Origin of the sequence: Micromonospora sp. CA-249363, from assembly GCF_050950185.1 — a bacterium.
Lineage (GTDB): Bacteria > Actinomycetota > Actinomycetes > Mycobacteriales > Micromonosporaceae > Micromonospora.
Genome location: NZ_CP192020.1, coordinates 2,829,297 through 2,849,716, shown reverse-complemented (window position 1 = coordinate 2,849,716; position 20,420 = coordinate 2,829,297). Strand labels below are relative to the sequence as shown.

General features: G+C 73.0%; 21 protein-coding genes. 6 read left to right on the top strand and 15 right to left on the bottom strand.

Annotated features, from left to right (window positions below; translation table 11 throughout):
* The first annotated feature begins 46 nt into the window (after nucleotides 1-46).
* A complete protein-coding gene (locus tag ACQPZK_RS13055) occupies nucleotides 47-838 on the top strand; it encodes a maleylpyruvate isomerase family mycothiol-dependent enzyme (RefSeq protein ID WP_433538544.1) in 792 nt (263 codons plus the stop codon).
* Between the two features lie 44 nt (nucleotides 839-882).
* Here ACQPZK_RS13055 and ACQPZK_RS13050 read toward each other — a convergent pair whose 3' ends face one another.
* The 3 genes from ACQPZK_RS13050 to ACQPZK_RS13040 form a co-directional block, all read right to left on the bottom strand.
* Complete coding sequence (locus ACQPZK_RS13050; protein ID WP_433538543.1) at nucleotides 883-2,082, bottom strand: RtcB family protein; 1,200 nt, start codon at nucleotides 2,080-2,082, stop codon at nucleotides 883-885.
* A 362-nt stretch (nucleotides 2,083-2,444) separates the two neighbouring features.
* The gene (locus tag ACQPZK_RS13045; RefSeq protein WP_433538542.1) at nucleotides 2,445-2,906 is read right to left on the bottom strand and encodes a hypothetical protein; all 462 of its coding nucleotides are present in this window, start codon (nucleotides 2,904-2,906) and stop codon (nucleotides 2,445-2,447) included.
* Nucleotides 2,907-2,927: 21 nt separating this feature from the next.
* Complete coding sequence (locus ACQPZK_RS13040) at nucleotides 2,928-4,208, bottom strand: RICIN domain-containing protein (RefSeq protein ID WP_433538541.1); 1,281 nt, start codon at nucleotides 4,206-4,208, stop codon at nucleotides 2,928-2,930.
* Nucleotides 4,209-4,407: 199 nt separating this feature from the next.
* On the opposite strand from ACQPZK_RS13040, the gene ACQPZK_RS13035 reads away from it, so the two are divergent.
* Nucleotides 4,408-5,595 (top strand): spore photoproduct lyase family protein, encoded by a 1,188-nt coding sequence (locus tag ACQPZK_RS13035; protein WP_433538540.1) that lies wholly within the window; start codon nucleotides 4,408-4,410, stop codon nucleotides 5,593-5,595.
* Nucleotides 5,596-5,605: 10 nt separating this feature from the next.
* Here ACQPZK_RS13035 and ACQPZK_RS13030 read toward each other — a convergent pair whose 3' ends face one another.
* Nucleotides 5,606-6,478 (bottom strand): M15 family metallopeptidase, encoded by an 873-nt coding sequence (locus ACQPZK_RS13030; RefSeq protein WP_433538539.1) that lies wholly within the window; start codon nucleotides 6,476-6,478, stop codon nucleotides 5,606-5,608.
* Nucleotides 6,479-6,555: 77 nt separating this feature from the next.
* Entirely contained in the window at nucleotides 6,556-7,575 is a 1,020-nt protein-coding gene (locus ACQPZK_RS13025) for an acetylxylan esterase (protein WP_433538538.1), read from the bottom strand.
* A gap of 214 nt (nucleotides 7,576-7,789) precedes the next feature.
* On the opposite strand from ACQPZK_RS13025, the gene ACQPZK_RS13020 reads away from it, so the two are divergent.
* Nucleotides 7,790-8,812: a LacI family DNA-binding transcriptional regulator gene (locus ACQPZK_RS13020; protein WP_433539195.1), complete on the top strand. Its 1,023-nt coding sequence runs from the start codon at nucleotides 7,790-7,792 to the stop codon at nucleotides 8,810-8,812.
* 128 nt (nucleotides 8,813-8,940) lie between these two features.
* On the opposite strand, the gene ACQPZK_RS13015 is transcribed toward ACQPZK_RS13020, so the two are convergent.
* From ACQPZK_RS13015 to ACQPZK_RS12985, 7 genes are all read right to left on the bottom strand, one after another.
* Complete coding sequence (locus ACQPZK_RS13015; RefSeq protein ID WP_433538537.1) at nucleotides 8,941-9,789, bottom strand: peptidylprolyl isomerase; 849 nt, start codon at nucleotides 9,787-9,789, stop codon at nucleotides 8,941-8,943.
* Between the two features lie 90 nt (nucleotides 9,790-9,879).
* Nucleotides 9,880-11,106 (bottom strand): D-alanyl-D-alanine carboxypeptidase family protein, encoded by a 1,227-nt coding sequence (locus tag ACQPZK_RS13010; RefSeq protein ID WP_433538536.1) that lies wholly within the window; start codon nucleotides 11,104-11,106, stop codon nucleotides 9,880-9,882.
* Nucleotides 11,107-11,168: 62 nt separating this feature from the next.
* Nucleotides 11,169-11,588 (bottom strand): protein-tyrosine phosphatase family protein, encoded by a 420-nt coding sequence (locus tag ACQPZK_RS13005; protein ID WP_433538535.1) that lies wholly within the window; start codon nucleotides 11,586-11,588, stop codon nucleotides 11,169-11,171.
* Between the two features lie 314 nt (nucleotides 11,589-11,902).
* Nucleotides 11,903-12,487: a hypothetical protein gene (locus ACQPZK_RS13000; RefSeq protein ID WP_433538534.1), complete on the bottom strand. Its 585-nt coding sequence runs from the start codon at nucleotides 12,485-12,487 to the stop codon at nucleotides 11,903-11,905.
* A 445-nt stretch (nucleotides 12,488-12,932) separates the two neighbouring features.
* Nucleotides 12,933-13,580 carry a response regulator transcription factor gene (locus ACQPZK_RS12995; protein ID WP_433538533.1) on the bottom strand — a complete coding sequence of 216 codons (648 nt, stop codon included), beginning with the start codon at nucleotides 13,578-13,580 and terminating at the stop codon, nucleotides 12,933-12,935.
* Nucleotides 13,571-14,734 (bottom strand): sensor histidine kinase, encoded by a 1,164-nt coding sequence (locus ACQPZK_RS12990; protein WP_433538532.1) that lies wholly within the window; start codon nucleotides 14,732-14,734, stop codon nucleotides 13,571-13,573. Before ACQPZK_RS12990 ends, ACQPZK_RS12995 begins: the two co-directional genes overlap by 10 nt.
* A 24-nt stretch (nucleotides 14,735-14,758) precedes the next feature.
* Nucleotides 14,759-15,550 (bottom strand): DedA family protein, encoded by a 792-nt coding sequence (locus ACQPZK_RS12985; RefSeq protein WP_433538531.1) that lies wholly within the window; start codon nucleotides 15,548-15,550, stop codon nucleotides 14,759-14,761.
* Here ACQPZK_RS12985 and ACQPZK_RS12980 point away from each other — a divergent pair.
* From ACQPZK_RS12980 to ACQPZK_RS12970, 3 genes are read left to right on the top strand one after another with little or no spacing between them, the layout of a single operon-like run.
* Nucleotides 15,549-16,331: a carbon-nitrogen hydrolase family protein gene (locus ACQPZK_RS12980; RefSeq protein WP_433538530.1), complete on the top strand. Its 783-nt coding sequence runs from the start codon at nucleotides 15,549-15,551 to the stop codon at nucleotides 16,329-16,331. The two genes, ACQPZK_RS12985 and ACQPZK_RS12980, sit on opposite strands and share 2 nt — an antisense overlap.
* Nucleotides 16,332-16,374: 43 nt before the next feature.
* A complete protein-coding gene (locus ACQPZK_RS12975; protein ID WP_433538529.1) occupies nucleotides 16,375-16,815 on the top strand; it encodes a VOC family protein in 441 nt (146 codons plus the stop codon).
* 44 nt (nucleotides 16,816-16,859) lie between these two features.
* Nucleotides 16,860-17,363 (top strand): DinB family protein, encoded by a 504-nt coding sequence (locus ACQPZK_RS12970; protein WP_433538528.1) that lies wholly within the window; start codon nucleotides 16,860-16,862, stop codon nucleotides 17,361-17,363.
* On the opposite strand, the gene ACQPZK_RS12965 is transcribed toward ACQPZK_RS12970, so the two are convergent.
* The 3 genes from ACQPZK_RS12965 to ACQPZK_RS12955 are packed head-to-tail and all read right to left on the bottom strand — an operon-like array spanning nucleotide 17,360 to nucleotide 20,395.
* Nucleotides 17,360-17,995, bottom strand: coding sequence for a histidine phosphatase family protein (locus tag ACQPZK_RS12965; protein WP_433538527.1), 636 nt, complete (start codon nucleotides 17,993-17,995; stop codon nucleotides 17,360-17,362). The genes ACQPZK_RS12970 and ACQPZK_RS12965 overlap by 4 nt on opposite strands.
* Nucleotides 17,996-18,053: 58 nt before the next feature.
* Entirely contained in the window at nucleotides 18,054-18,926 is an 873-nt protein-coding gene (locus ACQPZK_RS12960) for an alpha/beta fold hydrolase (RefSeq protein ID WP_433538526.1), read from the bottom strand.
* A gap of 14 nt (nucleotides 18,927-18,940) precedes the next feature.
* Nucleotides 18,941-20,395 carry a serine/threonine-protein kinase gene (locus ACQPZK_RS12955; RefSeq protein WP_433538525.1) on the bottom strand — a complete coding sequence of 485 codons (1,455 nt, stop codon included), beginning with the start codon at nucleotides 20,393-20,395 and terminating at the stop codon, nucleotides 18,941-18,943.
* Between the last annotated feature and the right edge of the window lie 25 nt (nucleotides 20,396-20,420).

Below are 20,420 nucleotides of genomic sequence, written 5' to 3'. Positions count from 1 at the left end.
GTCCGGTAGCGTCCCGACCATCGTCGAAGATCCGTTGAGGAGACACATGTCCACGCCTGCCGACCAGATCATCCACGCGCTACGGGCGGGCCACGAGGAGCTTGCCGCGCTCGTACGCGACCTGAAGGACGACGACCTGCGCCAGCCCTCCGGGGCCAGCGAGTGGCAGGTCTCCCAGGTGCTCAGCCACCTGGGCAGCGGCGCCGAGATCGGCCTCGCGGGGTTGAACGCCTCCATCGAGGGCAAGCCCGCCCCGGACGGCGATTTCAACCGCGGCGTGTGGCGGCGCTGGGACGCCATGTCCCCCGAGGAGCACGCCGCCGGCTTCCTGGAGTCCAACGAGCGTCTGGTCGAGGCGTACGAGGCGCTGGACGCCGAGACCCGCCAGTCGCTGCGGATCAACCTCGGCTTCCTGCCCGACCCGGTCGACGTCGCCACCGCCGCCCGGTTCCGCCTCAGCGAGTTCGCCCTGCACCAGTGGGACGCCGAGGTGGGGTTCAACCCGTTCGCGGCGGTGACGCCGGAGGCGGTGCCGCTGCTCCTCGATCAGCTCGGCGGCATGCTGAGCTGGACCAGCCGCCCCAAGGAGCTGGACGGCCGCGAGGCCACCCTGCTGGTACGGCTGCGGGACCCCGAGCGGACGTTCGGGCTGCGGCTGGGCGAGCAGATCACGCTCACCGACGCGCCGGAGCAGCCGGACGGCGAGCTGTCCCTGCCGGCCGAGGCGTGGCTGCGGCTGGTGGTCGGCCGGCTCGGGACCCGCTACACCCCGGACGGGGTGCAGGTGAGCGGTCCGGTGACCCTGGACGACCTGCGCCGGGTCTTCGTCGGCTTCTGAGGACGAACGCGCGGGCCGGTGCTCCCGGCCCGCGCGTACCCTCGTCAGCCCTTCACGCACACGACCTGCTTGAGGTGCGCGACCACCTCCACCAGATCGTCCTGCTGGGCCATCACGGCGGTGATGTCCTTGTACGCGCCGGGGATCTCGTCGACCACCCCGGCGTCCTTACGGCACTCCACGCCCGCGGTCTGCGCGGCCAGGTCGGCGGTGCTGAAGGTCCGCTTCGCCTGCGCCCGGGACATCCGCCGCCCGGCCCCGTGCGACGCCGAGCAGTACGCGTCCGGGTTGCCCCGGCCCCGCACGATGTACGACCCGGTGCCCATCGACCCGGGGATGATGCCCAGGTCACCTCGGCCGGCCCGGATCGCGCCCTTGCGGGTGACCAGCACGTCGACGCCGTCGTAGCTCTCCTCGGAGACGTAGTTGTGGTGGCACGAGATGGGCTCGTCGTAGCCGACCTGCGGGAACTGCTCGCGCACCACGTTGCAGAGCAGGGCCAGCATGACGGCCCGGTTGCGCCGCGCGTACTCCTGCGCCCACCACAGGTCCCGCCGGTACGCCTCCATCTCCGGCGTGCCGGCGAGGAACACGGCCAGGTCCCGGTCGGGCAGGTCGGCATTGTGCGGCAGGCGCCGGGCGACGCCGATGTGCCGCTCGGCCAGTTCCTTGCCGATGTTGCGGGACCCCGAGTGCAGCATCAGCCAGACCCGGCCCTCGTCGTCGCCGCCCTGCTCGAGGCAGACCTCGATGAAGTGGTTGCCGCCGCCGAGCGTGCCGAGCTGCCGCTGTGCCCGCGTCTCGAGCTGCGCCACCCGACGGTCCAGGCCGGCGAAGCGACCCCAGAAGTCGTCCCAGCCGCCCTGCTCCAGCCCACGGACCCGACGCGGGTTGACCGCCTCGGTCCGCTGGGCGAAGCCGACCGGGATGGTGGCCTCGATGGCGGACCGCAGCCCGCCCAGGTCGTCCGGCAGGTCGGCGGCGGTCAGCGAGGTGCGTACCGCCGACATGCCGCAGCCGATGTCGACGCCGACCGCGGCCGGCGAGACGGCCTGCCGCATGGCGATCACCGAGCCCACCGTCGCCCCCTTGCCGAAGTGGACGTCGGGCATGACGGCGACACCCTGCACCCAGGGCAGCGCGCCGATGTTGCGCAGCTGCTTCGCGGCCTGCGGCTCGATGGCGTACGGGTCGGTCCAGACCCGGACCGGCGCGCGGGTGCCGGCGAGCGGGGTGAATCCCATGATGGTCTCCTTCTGTCGCGCGCGGGTGACCGATATCGATCAGCATCGGGCGTCGGCTGCCGGATGGCGGGCCGTGGATACGGAAAAGGCCGCCCGATCCCGATTGGGAGGGCGGCCGGCGGACGCGTCAGCGTCAGTCGCGCCACCCCGGCCCGGTGCCCCGCAAAGGGTTACAGGTGATGGTCGTGGATTGGGTGAGCAGATAACCGCCGGCAGGAGGCAGGCGCCGGGCGGCGTCGGTGCGGACGCGTCGCGACACGGCGTACTCCTCTCGTGGTTGCTCTTGACCTTGCACCGGTGACAGTAGAAGGGCGGCGGCGCGTCCGCAATGGATATCGCCGCCGCCCGGTGGCTCGTGCGGCTCAGGTGTCGTAGCAGCCGTCCCACGGCGGATCGAACCCGAGGTCGTCGGGGAGGAACTCGGCGTGGTCGTTGCCGTCGTACTCCTCGGACCAGTCGACCAGCCCGAACACGTGCCCGTCGACCTCGACCTGGAACAGCCGGATGGCGATGTCGGCGAAGACGCGACCGGGCAGCGCGTCCAGCCACTCGGTGAGGCGGGCCTCCGCCCGGTCGATGGAGGCGTCCTCGTGCTCGCTGGTGCCCGCGAACCAGATGTCCGAGTCGGTGTGCGCGCCGTCGGCGTCGAAGCGGTGCAGCACCGCGTACCACCGCTTGTGCCGGTACCAGTCGTCTTCGGCCCCGGCACCGTCGGTGAGGGTGGCGGTGACGGAGCCGAAGAACTGACCCTTGTCGTAGTGGCCGATGGTGCGGGTGCGGTAGTCGGGCTCGTGCGCGATCGGCACCAGGTCGGGAATCGCCATGGCCGGCAGGCTATAGCGGACCTACGACACGGCCACCAACCGGAACGACTGCGCCGCGGTGCCGTTGCAGGTGTACTGGATGAGCTGGACGCTGTCCGCGGTGGACGCTCCCGGCACGTCCAGGCACTTGCCGCTGCTGCGGTTGACGATGCGGTAGTAGCCGCCGCCCTCGGACTCCGCGCGCCACTGCTGGTTGACGCCGCCACTGTAGGACCAGAGTTGGATGGGGGCCGAGTCGGCGGTCGACCGGTCGGTCACGTCGAGCACCTGGGCGCTGTTGTTGCGGTTGTTGACCCGCAGGAAGCCGTCGCTGGTCGGGGCGAACTGGTACTGCTGGGCGGTGCTGTTGTTGCAGGCGTACTGCTGGATGGCGGTGCCGTTCGCGGTGCCGGCGGCCCGCGCGTCGACGCACTTGCCGCTGCCCCGGTTGACCACGGTGTGCCAGGCGGTCGGCGAGATCGGGCCGGCGCTGCCGGTCGGGGTCGGGGTCGGCGTCGGGGTGGGTGCCGTGCCGATGCCCGCGAGCCAGTGCAGCCCGTCGATCAGCAGCTTGTTCTGCTGGGCGCTGTCGAAGGTGGACGACAGGCCGGTCTTGGTGCCGTAGTCCATCCTGTTGTGCCCGAAGTTGGCGTAGATCATCTTGTACTGCCGGTTGCTCCAGACCAGCGGGTAGTAGCCGCTGTACCAGGACTGGTTGGGGTCGGTCCCGACCGGGAAGCTCGACGGGTCGACCGACGCCAGGATGTCGATGTTGGAGTTCTGCCGCAGGTCGTTGCTCCACGAGTACCACTCGCTGAACGACGACGAGAAGGTCGCCGGCAGGTTCCGGGTGGCGGCGTGGGTGCGGTTGTCGACGCGCATGGTGACCCGGGTCGGCAGCCAGGTGTTGGTCCGGAACGAGCCGGAGCCGAGGAACGTGTTGTAGTACCAGCTCCAGCTCGACGGGTTGTCGGTCCAGGCGCTCACGTGGAAGCCCATCCACGCCCCGCCGTTCTGCATGTACTGCTGGAACGCCGCGCGTTGGGCGGTCGGCGGGGCGTCGTCCAGGAACATGACGACCTTGTACTGGGCCAGGTTGGCGGTGTTCAGCAGGCTCCAGTTGTTGGTGGCTTCCCAGGAGAAGCCGTACTGGGTGGCGGCCTGCGGGAACCAGGCGCGCGCGTCCTTGACGAAGTCGATGTGCGCGTCGTCCCAGGTGCCGTTGTAGAAGGCCAGGACCTTGAACGTCGGCGCGGCCTGCGCGCTGCGCGCGACGCCGAGGCCGACGCCGGCGCTCACGGCCACGACGAGGGCGACGAACACGGACAGGATCCTTCTGGTACGAGAGGAGAGTTCTGCGATCACCTGATCGTCCCTTCGGTCGGGACGCGCGCCGCCGCGTCGACGTGAATCTGTTCACAAGGTTTACAGATAGACGAAAGGTTATGCGTAGCGGCGTGCGGCGTCAATCGCCAGGGCGGCGATCGGGTGGGATTCCTGCGGCAGCGGGTACTCCGGCCCGGTGACCAGCCCGGACGCCATCGACGTCGACAGGCCGTTGGCCGTGGACGTGCCCGCCGCGCCGCACGACGCCAGCGGCGAGTGGGTGCCGACCCGAGACCTGGCCGGCGTCGCCCCGGCGGCGCGACCCGCACGTCGCTGGACCCCGAATCGGGTGGTGGCCACCCCGGCCGCCCTGGACCACCCGCACGGACAGCGGATCGTCGACCGGGTGCAGGCCCTCGGCATCGAGGTGGAACGTCTGAAGGCGAACCGGCTCAGCGGAGTGCGCGGGCAGACCGACCGCGAGACGTACGCCCGGGCCAAGGCGACGCTGGCGATCGTGGTGAGTCCACCGTCGCGGCGCGACCTGCAACCCATCGCGCCCAGCGCCGACTGGCGCGTCGACCTCGCCGAGGGCTGCCCCGCGCACTGCCAGTACTGCTACCTGGCCGGCTCGCTCTCCGGACCGCCGGTGACCCGCGTGTACGCCGACCTCGACGACATCCTGGCCGGGCTGACGCCGTACGCCGGGCGCGGCACGGTGACCAGCCGCGACGCGCGTCGCGCCGACGAGGGCACCACGTTCGAGGCGTCCTGCTACACCGACCCCCTCGCGTTGGAGCACCTGACCGGCAGTTGGCAACGGGCGGTGCGGCACTTCGCCGACTGGGACGCACCGGTGCAGTTGCGCTGGACCACCAAGTACGCCGACGTGGACACCTTCGTCGGTCTACCCCACCACGGCCGTACCCGGGTCCGGTTCAGCGTCAACTGCGCCCCGGTCAGCCGGCGCTTCGAGGGCGGCACCGCCCGGGTGCCGGACCGGCTCGCCGCCCTGCGCCGACTCGCGCTCGACGGCTATCCGGTCGGGCTGACCATCGCGCCCATCATCGCGCTGCCCGACTGGCGCGACGCGTACGGCGAGCTGTTGGACCAGGTGCGCGCGGCGGTCGACGGGGTACCCGGACTGGACCTGACCGCCGAGCTGATCACCCACCGGTTCACGCCCGGCAGCAGAGAGGTGCTGCTCGGCTGGTACCCGCGTACGCGGTTGGAGATGGACGTGGCGGCGCGCAGCCGCAAGCACGGCCGGTTCGGCGCGGTGAAGTACGTCTACCCCCGGGACACCATGGCCGAGCTGCGGCGGTGGTTCACCGACGAGCTGGCCGCCCGGGTACCAGCCTGCCGCGTCCTCTACTGGACGTGAGCGCCGGGAGTCAGCCGACCGAAGAACGGGCGACCGGCGCGGAGAAGAACCTGTCCGGGTACGGCTCGTCGCGCAGGCGGTAGTGCCACCACTCCCGGTCGTAGTTCACGAATCCGGCGTCGGTCATCAGCCGTCGCAGCAACCGCCGGTTGTCCCGGGCGGGTCCGGTGATCCGGGGATCGTCGGTGTGCGCCCGGGCGTCGAAGCAGTCGAAGCCCGTACCCATGTCGATGCTGTTGTCCGGGAAGCGTCGCGCCCGGGGCGCGGTGCAGGCCACCAGCGACTGGCCGGGCCGGTACGGGGGCTGGCTGGCGGCGGGCTCGTCGACGAGGGTCAGGTCCATCGTGCTGCCCCGGCTGTGCGCGGTGGGCGCGCCGATGTAGCCGTCGGCGAAGAGCCGACTCTTCGCCAGGTCCGGGTAGAACTCGGCCTTGGTCTGCTGCTCACCGGGACGCTTCGACCAGGCGACGAAGTCGTCCACCGCCGACTGTGGGCGGTAGCAGTCGTACACCTTGAGGCTGTGACCCCCGGCGAGCGCGGCGTCCTGCACCCGGCGCAGCGCCTCGGCCGCCTGCCGCGTGAGCAGGCACAGCGGCTCGCGGTAGCCGGCGATCGGCCGGCCCACGAAGTTGTGCGCGGTGGCGTAGCGGATGTCGGCGTGGATGCGCGGGTCGAAATCGGTCAGCACCACGAAGCCCGGCAACCCACCCGCGCCCGGCGGGGTCGCGCCCGGCCGGGAGGTGGGGCTGTCGGGGGTCGGGAGCGGGCTCGCCGAGGCCGGGGTGGCGATCGTCGGCGTGGGGCGGGGCGGCTCGGAGCAGCCGGCGAGCGCCGCGACGAGCGCGAGCACCGCGACGCCACCCACCCGCCCTGACCTGCGCACAGGTCCTGTCTACCAAAGGCGGACGATGGCGCGCGGCGCATCGGCCGGGCGCCCTGGGCCTGGTCCGGCGGGCCCGCTCACGCGCCGGGCGTCAGCGGAACCGGGTGGGCCGTGGCATGCGTCGCCTCGGCCGTCTCGACGAGCTGCGTGGCGAGGAAGCGCAGGGCCGCCTCGTCGTCGTCGATCCCCCCGGCCTCGTGGCCGTTGTAACGCCACACCGACAGCTCCGTCGGCCCCGCGTGGGAGTTGTGGGCGGCGTAGACGCCCGAGGGCGGCACGATGTCGTCCATCAGCGCCACCGAGTACCGGGCGGGCCGACGGCAACGCCGCGCGAAGTTGACCCCGTCGACGTACGACAGGGTCGTCAGCGTCCGCTCCTCGGCGTCGCGGTGGATCGCCAGGTAGTCGCGGATCTCCCGGTACGGGTGGGCGTCGGTGACGACCACGGCGCGCGGGATGTCACACAGGAACGGCACGAGGGCCACGACCGCCCGCACACCGGGCGCCAACGCGCCGGCCGCGAGCGCCATGGCCCCGCCCTGACTGTGCCCGAGCACCGCCAGTCGGGTCGGGTCGACCATGGGCAGGGTACGGGCGGCGTCCACGGCCCGTACGGCGTCGGTGATCAACCGTCGGTAGTAGTACGTGCGCGGGTCGGCGATGCCCCGCGTCGCCACGCCGGGCGCCTGCGCGCCCGTCGCGCCCAGGTCCGCCGTGTCGCCCCGACTCCAGCCCGAGCCCTGCCCCCGGGTGTCCATCTGGAGATGGGTGAACCCGGCGGTCGCCCAGAGCAGGTTCTCCAACGGGTGCCCGCGCCCGCCGCCGTAGCCCACGTACTGCACGACGGTCGGCAGCGCGGTGCCGGTGCCGTGCGGAACCCGGAGCCAGGCCCGTACGGGCTGTCCGGCGAAGCCGGGGAACGTCACGTCGTACACGTCGATGGCGGTCAGACCGGTGACCACGGGTTCGAGCCGGACCGGCCACGCGGCCTCACGCGCCTGGGCCAGAGTGTGCGCCCAGAAGTCGTCGAAGTCGGCGGGCTCGGCCACCACGCCCCGATACTCGCGTAGCTGCTCCTCGGGCAGATCCGTGTACATGGCGTCCTTGTCTGTCGCGCGGGACGGTACGCCGAGACGCGTCCGACAAATTACCGGAACATTTCCGCAACTCCGCCGAACGCTATGACCGACCTGGCGTGTCGTCAACCCCCCTCGGTGAGGCAAGATGACCCGAGGAGCGGGCGTGCCGTTCCGGGACACGGGACGGGTGACGCGTACGGTCGCCCCTCCCGGAGCGGTGAAGGAGACACGGGTGGACGCGGACGACGGACGCAGGGTGACCATCACCGCGATCGCACGGGAGGCTGGCGTCTCGGTGCCGACCGTGTCACGGGTGCTCAACGGCCGGTCCGATGTGGCCCCCGACACGCGGGAGCGCGTCGAGGAGTTGTTGCGCCACCACGGTTACCGACGCCGCAGCAGCCGCAGCGTCCGCCGGGCGGGCCTCGTCGACCTGGTCTTCAACGACCTGGACAGCCCCTGGGCCGTGGAGATCATCCGGGGCGTCGAGGACGTCGGGCACGGCGCCGGTGTCGGCACCGTCGTCTCCGCGATCCACCGGCAGCCCACCGCCGCCCGCCAGTGGTTGCAGAACCTGCGCACCCGGGCCACCGACGGGGTCATCTTCGTGACGTCGCACCTGAGCCCGCCGCTGCACGCCCAGCTACGCCGCCTCAACGTGCCGGTGGTGGTCGTCGACCCGGCCGGCGTACCGGCCATGGACGTGCCGACCATCGGCGCCACCAACTGGGCCGGCGGGCTCGCCGCGACCGAGCACCTGCTGGCGGTCGGCCACCGCCGGATCGGGTTCGTGGCCGGTCCGACGCATCTGCTGTGCAGCCGGGCCCGACTCGACGGCTACCGGGCCGGGCTGGAGGCCGCCGGAGTGCCGGTGGACGACGCGCTGATCTACCCGGGCGACTTCTACCATGCCTCCGGCTTCGCGGGTGGCACGGCGCTGCTCGACCTGGCCGATCCGCCGACCGGCATCTTCGCGGCCAGCGACCAGATGGCGTTCGGCGTCTACGAGGCCATCCGCCGCCGCGGGCTGCGGGTCCCCGACGACGTCAGCGTCGTGGGATTCGACGACCTGCCGGAGGCCCGGTGGGCGTCCCCGCCGCTGACCACCGTCCGGCAGCCCCTGGTGGAGATGGGCCGCCTCGCGGCGCGAACGGTCCTGCGGCTGGCCCAGGGTGAGGGCATCGACTCCCCCCGGGTCGAGCTCGCCACCGAGTTGGTCGTCCGGGACAGCACCACCGCGCCGCCGACCGGCTGACCCTCGTCGTTCCGACCGGTTCGAACCGGGTCGGATACCTGGTTCCGCCGGTACCGGTCGGACTCCCGGAAATTCCGGCACCCGACGGGGGCGGTGAGCGGCCGTCGCCGCCCACCGCGCCGAGGGGATCAGTGGTGGTGTGCGCGTACGGCCCGGCGAATGGTCACCGGCTGCGCGGGCGCGCCGTCGACCGGCGCGGGATCCTCGGCCGTGGGCGCGATGCCCCCGGCGGCGATCCGGTCGAGCGTGTCCAGCCCGGTCGCGTCGACCGTGCCGAAGATCGTGTAGTTGGGCCGCAGCGCCGAGTCGGCGTACACCAGGAAGAACTGGCTGCCGTTGGTGTCCGGCCCCGCGTTGGCCATCGCCAGCACACCCCGCGCGTAGAGCCGGCGTACGCCGGTCGGGTCGGTGGGCGCGGGCGGCAGAGCGGTGGGCAGTTCGTCGCGGTACCGGTAGCCCGGTCCGCCCTCGCCGGTGCCGGACGGGTCGCCGCACTGCAACACGCTCAGCGTGGGGTACGCGGTGAGCCGGTGACACGGGGTGCGGTCGTAGAACCGCTTACCGACCAGGTGCAGGAAGCTCTGCACCGTGCACGGCGCGGCCGCCCGGTCAAGCGTCAACCCGATCGGCCCCTGGTTGGTGGAGAGCGTCACGCGGACGCTGCCCCGGTCTGGCGTACGGCGCGGGTCGGGTGGCAGCGGCACGGGCCGGGCGGCCGGCTCGTCGGGCGTATCGGTGTACGCGCACGGGCCGTGCGTGGTGCGCGGCGGTCGGGGATCGGCGGGCGGCGCGGGGGCGTGTGCCACGGTGGCGACGCCGGACGCGTCGACGGTCGCGCCCGGCGCGGCCACCGCGGTCGCCGAAGCGCCGATGACAAGCGCCGCGGCGATCGTCGCCACGCTCGCGAGGCGGGTCAGCGTACGCACCGACGGGCGGGGTACCGCCGCGCCGGAGGGCGTTTCGCGTTCACTCGACACAGGGATCCTCCTGGGACTCGCGCTGCCAGAAAGACCGGAGTCTATGGACGCCGGAGCCGGTTGTCGATCGCTGCGGCCGGTTGCCGACGGTCAGGACAGCCGGCGACGGCGGTGCCACAGCAACCCGCCCAGCAGCGTCAGCACGCCCGCGCCACTGAGCGCGGCCACCGACCAGAGCCAGCCGGAACCGGTGTGCGCCGGACCGCTGGCCGCCGCCGGCCGGGGCGGACCGGGCGCGGCCAGCGCGGGCGGGGTCGCTGACGGCGTGGCGGTCAGCTCGCCCGGCTCGACCAGGCGACCGACGCCGGCGTCCCGGGGCAGCGAGAAACCCCAGTCCAACAGGGCCGCGCCCTGCTCCCAGCCCCGCATCGGCGTCGGCTCGGCACCCAGCAACGTCACCACGAGCCGGCGACCGTTGCGCTGCGCCGCGCCGACGTACGTGTGCCGCGCCAGGTCGGTGAAGCCCGTCTTGCCGCCCAACGCGCCCGGGTACCGGTAGATGAGCTGGTTCTCGTTCTGGATCTGGAAGCCCTTCGTCCGCTGCGCCGGCTGCGCGGGAATCGTCGCCAGATCGGTGAGCGCGTACCGGCGGAACGTCGGCTGCGCGAAGCAGGCCCGGGCGATCAGCGCCAGGTCGTACGCGCTGGTGAACTGGCCCTTGCCGTCCAGGCCGGACGGCGTGACGGCATGCGTCTGAAGCGCCCCCAGGTGGTGCGCCTGCTCGTTCATGGCGCGCACTCCCCCGGCCGCTCCGTCCGAGCCGCCGCCGAGGCGGGCCAGCGCGTTCGCCGCCTCGTTGCCGGAGTTCAGCAGCAGACCCAGCCAGATCGTCTCGATGGTGTAGCGGCCACCCTCGACCAGGCCGACGGCGGACGAGCCGGGTTCGATGTTCATGTCCGCCGCGGTGACGGTCACCGTCTGCGCGGGGTCGAGTCGGGGCATCATCGTGGCCGCCAGCAGGAGCTTCTGGACGCTGGCCGGAGTGCCGTACTCGTGCGGGCCGCAGCCGCCGAGCACCTGGCCGGAGTCGAGGTCCGCGACGAGCCACGACGTGGCCGTGATCGCCGGCGGCGCGTCCACGCCGGCCGGCACGACCAGGCCGCTGGTGGCCAGTCCGACGCCGCCGACCACCCGAGCCTCGGGCACGGCGGGCGGAGGCGACGGGCGCGGCGGCCGGGAGACCGCCGGCGCCGGCGCCCGCGGACACCGCACGACCGGCACGGCGGCGGTACGCGTGGCCGGAGCCGCCGTGCCGACAGCCGGCGCGGGAGCGAGCAGGACGGCGGACGCCGTGACCGCCAGCAGCGCAGCTCTCATGTGCCCGACCCTAGTCAACAAGATCGCCCGGCGGGGCCGGTTGGCGGCTCGCGGCGTCGTGGTCAAGCCACGCGCCGCAGCCACCGCCGCTGCCACGGCGTCTCGACCGCCTTCGGGTGGTAGCCCGCCCGCACCCAGGGCACCGCCCGCTCGGGCGGCAGGCCGTCGAGGATCGCCAGCGCGGCGAGCGCCGTGCCCGTCCGGCCGATACCGCCCCGGCAGGCCACCTCGACGCGTTCGCCGTCGTGCGCCCGTCGCAGCGCCTCGCGCAACGCGTCGAGCGAGTCCGCGCGGTCGACCGGCACCCAGAAGTCGGGCCACCTGATTCGCCGGTGTGGCCAGGCCGGTTCCGGACCGGGCGCCAGCAGCAGCGCGAAGTCGGCCGGCGACGCGGTCGCCGCGACGCGCCGACCGCGCACAAGTGCGCCGCTCGGGAGGACGAGCAACCCCGGCTGCTCCGGCCAGATCTGAGCTGCGGTCACCGGCACATTGTGCCGCAGTCGAGGGGCGGCCACGGGTGCCCGGCGGACAGAAAAAGCGCCGCCCCCGACCGTGGTCGGGGGCGGCGCTGGTGTCGGTGTGCAGGTCGCCTCTCGGCGAGTGGCGCGACGCGGCTCCAGCCGAACGGTATTCCGCGAGGGCTATGTAGGTGAGGCCCGGGGACACTGAGTCACACCGACACTGGTTCACAACCAGCCGACGCCTCCGGGTGTTCCCGCCTCGCTCGACGATCTGCGGATACACCGACGGCCGGCACCCGTTGCGGATGCCGGCCGTCGGTCGGGTCGTGCGGTGGTCAGCTGTTCCAGTACTGGCCGACCAGGTCGGCGGCCTGCTGCTCCCACTGGGCGTACGCGTCCGGGTAGGCCGAGACCTGCACGGTCTGCGCGGCGTCGGTCAGCGGCATGTCCTGCCAGCCGTCAACCTGACGCAGGCCCTTGAGGAACGCCGTCGTCGAGTACTCCGGATCGGTGATCTGCTCCGGGGTGCCCCAACCACTGGACGGGCGCTGCTGGAACAGGCCCAGCGAGTCGTGGTCGTTGGCGTCGCCGAGGTGACCCAGGTTCTCCAGCTTCGACTCCTGCAGGCTCGTCGCGATCGAGATGACCGCCGCCCGCTCGGGCAGGCCGGCCTTCTTCGTGGCCGCGATGATGGCCTTGACGTTGGCGGTCTGCTCGTCGTTCAGGGTGATGTGCGACTGGTCGCCCTGGGTGCCGTGCGGGATCAGCTTGCTCGTGTCGGGCTTGTCGGCCTGCACCACGGCGACCGGCCGCGAGTCGGTGCTCGGGGCGGCGACATGGGCGATCGGGCCGGCGAAGACGCCACCGGCGAACGCGAGACCAGCAACGGACAGCATGCTCTTACGGAAGATCGTGTTCATGGGGGTTGCTCCTTCGGGGGTAGGAAACACCCACCGCGTCACCGTTCGGGGGGATCGGTGATGCGGGGTGTCAGCACCTCGTCCGGGCGCTTGCAGAGTCTGGGGGCGGCGGCCTGCGAGCCGGGGGGCTCGGGCGCCGCGGACCGGGTACAACGACCCGGGGATCCGGGCCATTCCCGCAGGCGGGCGGCCCGTGGGGGCGTCCGACCCGTGCTCCTGCGATCGTCAGGGTGTGTAACGACCCCCGGCCGGCCACGATTCCAGCCCACGAGTGCGGCCGGTCACCACACGGGCCTCACAACCGGACATCGCGCCCCACCCGAGTCGATCCGACTTGGTGACCGACGCGAGATCGCCGAACTCGGGGTATCCGGGACCGGTCGACACCGCCATATCGGTGAAGTCGTTTCGGTCAAGCGGATCGGGGCCGGCCCGAGCGACAGGGCTAGGGCGTGCCCAGGTAGCGCAGGATCGCGAGGATACGGCGGCTGTAGCCCGTCGTGTGGGCGAGGCCGAGCTTGTCGAAGATCGCGTTGACGTGCTTCTCCACGGCGCTCTGCGACACGTGCAACCGCTGTGCGACAGCGGCGTTGGTGTGCCCCTGGGCCATCTCGTGCAGGACGTCCCGTTCGCGCGGGGTGAGTCGGCCGAACGGGTCGGCTCGCTCCGATCCGGCGACGACCTGGCGAACCACCTCCGGGTCGAGCGCCGTGCCCCGGGCGGCGACCCGGTCGAGGGCGTCGAGGAAGTCGTCCACCTGGGCGACCCGGTCCTTGAGCAGGTAACCGATTCCTTCGGGGCGGTCCGCGAGCAGCCGGGCGGCGTAGCGCCGCTCGACGTACTGGGAGAGCACGAGGACCCCGGTATCGGGCCAACGCTCGCGGATCTCCAACGCGGCACGCAACCCGTCGTCGGTGTGGGTGGGCGGCATCCGGACATCGGTGACGACCACGTCGGGACGGGACCGACCGACCGCTTCGACAAGCTCGTCGGCGGTGCCGACGGCCGCGGCCACCTCGTGGTCCTCCTCCATCAGCAGCCGGGTGAGGCCCTCCCGGAGCAGCGTCGAGTCCTCGGCGAGAACTAGCCGCACGGCAGTTCCGCGAGCACGGTGGTCGGACCGCCGACCGGACTCGTCACGCCGAGCCGTCCGTCCAGCGCGGCGACCCGTCGGGCCAGCCCGGACAGCCCGCGCCCGGTGAGATCCGCGCCGCCGACGCCGTCGTCGCGCACCCGCATGCGGATCCACCCTTCCCGTACCCCGATCTCGACCGTCACCAGGGTAGCGGCGGCGTGTTTCGCGGCGTTGGTGAGCGCCTCGCAGGCCACGAAGTAGAGCACCGTCTCGATCTGTCGCGCCGGGCGCGACGGCAGGTCGCAGCGGATCCGTACCGGCACCTCGGAGCCACGGGCGACCATGGACAGCACCTCACCCAGATCGCTGGCGTCCAACGCCGACGGGTAGACCCGCCACGCCACCTCCCGCAACTCTGCGACGGCCCGCTGCACGTCCTCGTGTGCCTGGGCGACCAGGTCCCGGGCGCGGTCGGCGTCCCGGGCGCGGCGGGCCCTCCCGAGCAGCATGCCGAGGGCGACCAGCCGCTGCTGGAGGCCGTCGTGCAGGTCGCGTTCGATGCGCTGCCGTTCCGCGTCGACCGCCGCGATGACCGCTGCCCGGCTGCTCGTCAGCTCCTGCACCCGCCGGGTCAGCTCCGCCCGGTGCCCGGGGCGCAGCAGCCGCCGGGCGAGCCGGACGTCCAGCGCGGCGACGCTGGCGAGCGCCTGGACGTTGAGCAGGAGCAGCACCGCCCCCACGGCGACCTGAGCCAGCGCGTCGAGGAGGCTCAACTCGCCGCGTACCGCCGCACGCAGCACGATCCCCGCGAGCACCAGGCCGATGCCCAGCACGGCGTACGCCAGCAGGCCGAGCGTGCCGGGCAGCAGCCGCGCCGCCAGGTAGCCGACCTGCCGCCGGGTGGACACCTCGTGTGTCGCGGGCGGCTCGTTCACGGCGAGCAGACCGGCGAGGCGCCGACGTTCCAGTCGTACGAGCTGTCCGGCGTACCGTCTGGTCAGCTCCGCGGTCCGGCGGCCGGCCGTGGGCGTGAGGGCGGACGCGGCGAGCGCGACCGCCGCGACGGCCAGGAAGCCGAGCTCGACGACGGCCGTCGCGCTTCCGGCGGCGACGCCCACCGGCAGCCGCAGCCGCGCCCACCACGGACCGGTCCGGTCTTCGTTGCGCCGCACCGGAGACATCTCGGAGGCGGCCGGCTAGCGCTCGTCCGAGGCCCAGGAGGCGCCCCGGTAGAGGGTGCCCCGACCGTCGGGGTCCGGCGTTCCTGCCGCCGACGCACCGTGGCGAGAGACTTCCGAGTCCGATCCGGGGTTCCGCGCGGAGCGGCGGGCCTTCAGCACCCGTGAGCCGACGAACCAGGCGACACCCGCGACGCACGCGACGATGACGACGTTCTGGAGTGTGCCGACGTAGCCCTCGACGAGGTGCCAGTTGTCACCCAGCAGGTAGCCGGCGAGCACGAAGGTGGTGTTCCAGATCAGGCTGCCCAGCGTCGTGTAGAGCAGGAAGATCCGCACCGGCATCCGCTCCACCCCGGCGGGGATGGAGATCAGGCTCCGGAAGATCGGAATCATCCGGCCGAAGAACACCGCCTTCACGCCGTGTCGTAGGAACCACGCCTCGGTACGGTCGACGTCGCTGAGCTTCACCAGGGGCAGTCGAGCGACGATGGCACGCATCCGCTCGCGGCCCAGGGAGGCGCCGATCAGGTAGAGCGCCAGCGCGCCCAGCACCGAGCCCAGCGTGGTCCAGAAGATGGCGCCGACCAGGCTGATCCGACCCTGCGCGGCCACGAACCCGGCCAACGGCAGGATGACCTCGCTGGGGATCGGCGGGAACAGGTTCTCCAGCGCCACCGCCAGACCCGCCCCCGGCCCGCCGAGCCGTTCCACCAGATCGCTGACGTACCCGACGACGCCGCCCTCGGGCGGTTCGGCCGCGGCGGCGGGGGTTCCGGTGGCGAGGACGGCGTGCGACGTTCGAATCATGCCCCCACGCTACGAACCGATCCTGAGAATCGACCATGAGGCGGACCCTCCGACGCCGCGGGCCGCCCACACCGGCGGGGGTGCGGAAAACCGCACCCCACTGCGGCTCGCGGTGGCGCAGCCGCCGTGCGTACCCCTGGATGTCGAACAGAACGCGCGGGCGCACGCCGACGCGGTCCGCGCGGCGCGCGCCCGGGTGGTGGTCTTTCCGGAGCTGTCCCTGACGGGGTACGAGTTGCAGGCGCCGACCGTGCCGCTGGACGACCGGCGGTTGACGCCGCTTGTCGAGGCGTGCGCCGAGGTGGGCACGGTGGCGCTGGCCGGCGCGCCGGTGGCCGGTGACCACATCGGAGTGCTGGCGGTGACCGGCGGCGGGGTGAGCGTGGCGTACCGGAAGATGTGCCTCGGCGGCGTGGAGGGGCAGCGGTTCCGGCCGGGCGACACACCGGGCGTGCTCGAGGTGGACGGATGGCGGATCGGGCTGGCGGTGTGCAAGGACACCGGCGTCGCCGCGCACGCGGAGACGACGGCGGCGCTGGGGATCGACGTGTACGCGGCGGGCGTGCTGGAGTCGGCCCGGGACGCCGCCGTGCCGGACGAGCGGGCGCGCCGAATCGTCGCGACGCACGGGTTCTGGGTGGCGATGGCGAGCTTCGCCGGGTCGACCGGCGGCGGTTACCGCGAGGCGGCCGGCGGCTCGGCCATCTGGACGCCGCGGGGTGACGTGGCCGCCGGGGTCGGCACGACGCCGGGTGAGTGGGCGGCGGCCTCGATCCGGTGAGGACGCCGGGCGTGGTGTCGTACCGGTGCGGCAGGATCGGGCGATGAGCGCGATCCCTCCCCGGCTGTCCGTGATCACCCTGGGCGCCCGCGACCTGAGCCGGTTGCGAACCTTCTACCGGTCCCTGGGCTGGCCGGAGCTGCCCGCCAGCGACGACGGCTGGTCGGCGTTCCTGCTCGGAGGGGTGCTCCTCGCCCTCTATCCGCTGCCCGACCTGGCGGCCGAGGCGGCACCGGGTGTCCCCGATCCGGGCGGCTGGTCCGGCGTGACGTTGGCCTGCAACGTCGACGACCCCACGGAGGTCGACGCGGCTTTCGCGGCGGCTGTCGCGGCGGGAGCGACCGCCGTGGCAGCGCCGACCGACCGTTCGTGGGGTGGCCGATCGGCGTACATCGCCGACCCGGAGGGCAACCGGTGGGAGATCGCCTGGGCGGGTACGGCGGTCTTCGACGAACGCGGCGCACTCGTCTCGTTCGGCGGGTGAGCCATGGTTGATCTCGGGCCACGGCCTTTGACATGCTTCGGTCCATGACCGTCTTCCCGCCCACCTTCGCCGACGACGTCATCGATCAGCCCGCCCAGACGCAGATCGAGACCTTCATCGACGAGCACCGCCGCACGCTCAACGAGGCCCTGGACGGGCTGACCGAGGAGCAGGCACGGCGCTCGCTGGTGCCGTCGCGGACGACACTGCTGGGTCTGGTGAAGCACGCGGCCTTCGTGGAGAAGGTCTGGTTCGACGAGGCGGTCACGTGCCGGTCACGTGCCGAGATCGGCATCCCGGCCACGCCCGACGAGTCGTTCATCCTCGACGACGGCGACACCGTCGCCAGCATCCAGCAGGCCCACCGCGAGGCGTGCGAGGCGTCGCGCCGCGCGACGGCGTCGCTGGGTCTGGACGACACCCTGCGCGGCAACCGGCGCGGCCCGCTGCCCCTGCGCTGGGTCTACCTGCACGTCCTGCGGGAGCTGGCGCAGCACTGCGGGCACGCGGAGATCCTGCGCGAGCAGATCCTCAGCGAGCAGAGCTAGCCCACCGGGACGGCGTCCCCGAAGCGGCGCAGCGTCCAGCGGGCCGGCGGCCAGCCGCCGGTGTCGTGGTCGGTGACCCACTCGCTGATCGACGCCGGCGGCACGTCCAGGTCGAACGACCGGAAGATCGGCTGCGCGGCGAGCGCGTGGAAGGCACCCTCCACGGTTTCACTGTGGCCGACCAGGACCGCGGTGCCGCCCCGGTGCCGGTGCGCGATCTCCATGACGGCGCGGCTGACGCGCACGACCAGTTCGGCCCAGCTCTCGTTGCCGTCCTCGAACGGGCGGAACACTCCCCCGCCGGGCACCGCGTGCTCGGTACGGAAGCGGGTGACCGGCAGACCGTCGGCGTACGGCGGGGTGTGCCAGGTGCAGAGGCCGCAGTCGGCCAGCGGCCGGACGCCGAACGCCGCAGCGATGGGCTGCGCGGTCTCGACGGCGCGGCGCAGCACGGACGAGTACACCGCCACCGACCCCTCGACGGCGTAGTCGTCGACGAGTCGCTGGGCCAGCCGGTGGGCCTGGTCGTGGCCGAGCGACGTCAACCCTCGGCACCCGTGCGGGCCGCCCACGATCCCGTCGACCTGGTGGACCGACTCACCGTGACGCACGAAGATCAGCCGTGTTCGCATCGGCCCATCATGCCAGCGACGTCCGCGGATGGATCAACCGTCCGGACGGACGAGGGCATCAGTCGGCGTCCAGAACCTCGCGAAGCCGCGCGGCGAACTCCTCTGGCCTGCCCGCGTATCCGTGCTCGCCACCGAGGAAGCCGCCGTGGTGACTCGGGAACACCACGGCCTCCTGGCCGAGCAGCGCCGCCGTCCCGTGGGCCGTACGGGCGGTGTAGGTGCCCGTCGACTCCGCGCCGACCGCGATCACGATCCGGGTCGAGGCGGCCGTGAGGACGGCCGCATTGGGGCGGTAGTCGGTGATGGCCCACGAGCTGTCGGACAGCAGCGGATCGTCGCGGCTGCCGTCGTCCTCGGTCGGCATGCCGACCATCGCGGGGTCGGGGGCGGGCTGGGCGAAGTAGGCGTCGGTGAACTCGCCCTGCCACGACGTCATCGCGATGAAGGCGGCCATGCCGGCGCCGAATCCCTTGGCCTGGTACGCCTCGTAGAAGGCGTTCCGAGCGCGCTCGGCTGCGGCGGCGTCCGGGAGCACCGCGTTGATCGGCGGCTCGTGCGCCACCAGCGTGGCGACGTCGCCGGGGTGGGTCGCGACGAGTTCGAGCGCGGTCACCGCGCCGCCGCTGCTGGCGAACACGTCCACCGGTCCGACATCGAGGGCCTCGACCAGCAGGTGCAGGTCGGCCGCCTGCTGCTGGGGCGTCTGGTCGGAGTGGCCGTCGCTGCGGGTGCTCCGACCGAGCCCGCGCGGGTCGTACGTGACGACCGTGCGGTCCTCGAGGTGCGGGGCGATCGCCCCGAAGCCCTCCGCCGTCATCGGCTGACCGATCATGAGCAACACGCGGTGCCCGCTGGTCGGAGGCAGTGGACCGCGGACGTCGTAGGCCAGGTCGGCGCCGGGCACGGCGAGGCGGTACGTCTGCGTCGTCATGCCGGTGAGACTACTCAGTCGTCGGCGCGACCGGCGGGTAGCTCACGGGTCTGGGCCAGCAGCGCGTCGAGCTGGGCGGCGGTCTGCCGGGGCAGTCGGCCACGGTCCACCAGCTCGGCGATGGTGTCCCGCAGGTCGGCGATGCGCCGCTCGCGGTCCCGGGTCCGTCGGTTCACGTCGGCGAGATCGTCGCGCAGGTCCTCGGCGGTCTTGCGGTCGACGTCGCCACGGGCCACCGCCACGGCGAGCACCTGCGCGAACTCGTCGCTGACCTGGCGGAAGCTGACCGGCACCTGCTGCCCGACGGTCGAGGGCGCGGCGCTGCTGGGGCGGGGCGACGGGGAGGCCGACGTCGGCGGCTTCGGTGACTGCGTACGGGGCGGGGGCGTGGTGGTGGAGGGCGACGACGGGGCGGCCACCGGGGCCGGGCCGGACGTGTCCGGTGCGCCGAAGCCCTGGGCGAGCAGCGCGCCGAGGCCGACCAGCACGGCGAGGCCGGCCGCGACGGCGAGCGCCAGGGGCCGGCGCGTACGGCGGCGGACCGGTGCGGACAGGATCGGCGCGGGCCGGGCGGCAGAGCGGTCGATGAGGGTGGGCGGGTGGGCCGCCGGGACGATCCGGAGCAGCTCGGTGGGTGGCTCGACCGGCTGGCCGGCGCCGAACCGGCGGGCGAGCTGTGCGGCGCTGGGCCGACGGGCCGGGTCGGCGGCGAGGCAGGCGAGGGTCAGCTCGGCGATGTCGGCGGGGAGGCCGGGCACTCGCAGCGGCGGCACCGGTGTGCCGCGCCGGTGCACCTCGATGGCGTCCTCCCAGCTCTGTACGGGCAGGGGCGCCGCGCCGGTGAGCATGCGGTAGAGCAGCGCCCCGAGGGCGTACACGTCGCTGGCCGGGTCGGGTGGACCGGCGGCGAGGCGCTCGGGGGCGAAGTACGCGGGGGTGCCCATCACCGGCTCGCCGGACTGGCTGTCGAGCCCGCCGAGCGCGGCGATGCCGAAGTCGAGCACCTTGGCCCCGGTGTCGGTGAGCATGACGTTGCCCGGCTTCACGTCGCGGTGCACCACCCCGATGCGGTGCGCGGCGGCCAGCGCGGCGGCGATGTGCCCGGCCACCCGGACCGCCTCCGGCCAGGGCAGCGGGCCGGAGCGCAGCCGGTCGGCCAGGTTGTGGCCCTCGACCAGCTCCATCACCAGGTACGGGACGACGACACCGCCGGCCAGGGTCGCCTCGGCGTAGTCGTACACCTGGGTGACGTGCGGGTGGGTCAGCCGGGCGGCCGCGCGGGCCTCGCGCTGGATGGTGGCCCGCAGGTGCGGGTCGGTGGCGAGCTGGCCGGCGAGCACCTTGATCGCCACCGGCCGGCCGAGCACCTCGTCGTCGGCCCGCCACACCTCGGACATGCCACCGAGCCCGATCCGCTCGTGCAGGACGTAGCGGTCGTGGAGGCGGAGGGTGGGCGTGAAGGGTGACATGGCCAGACCAGTCTGCCCGGCGAGT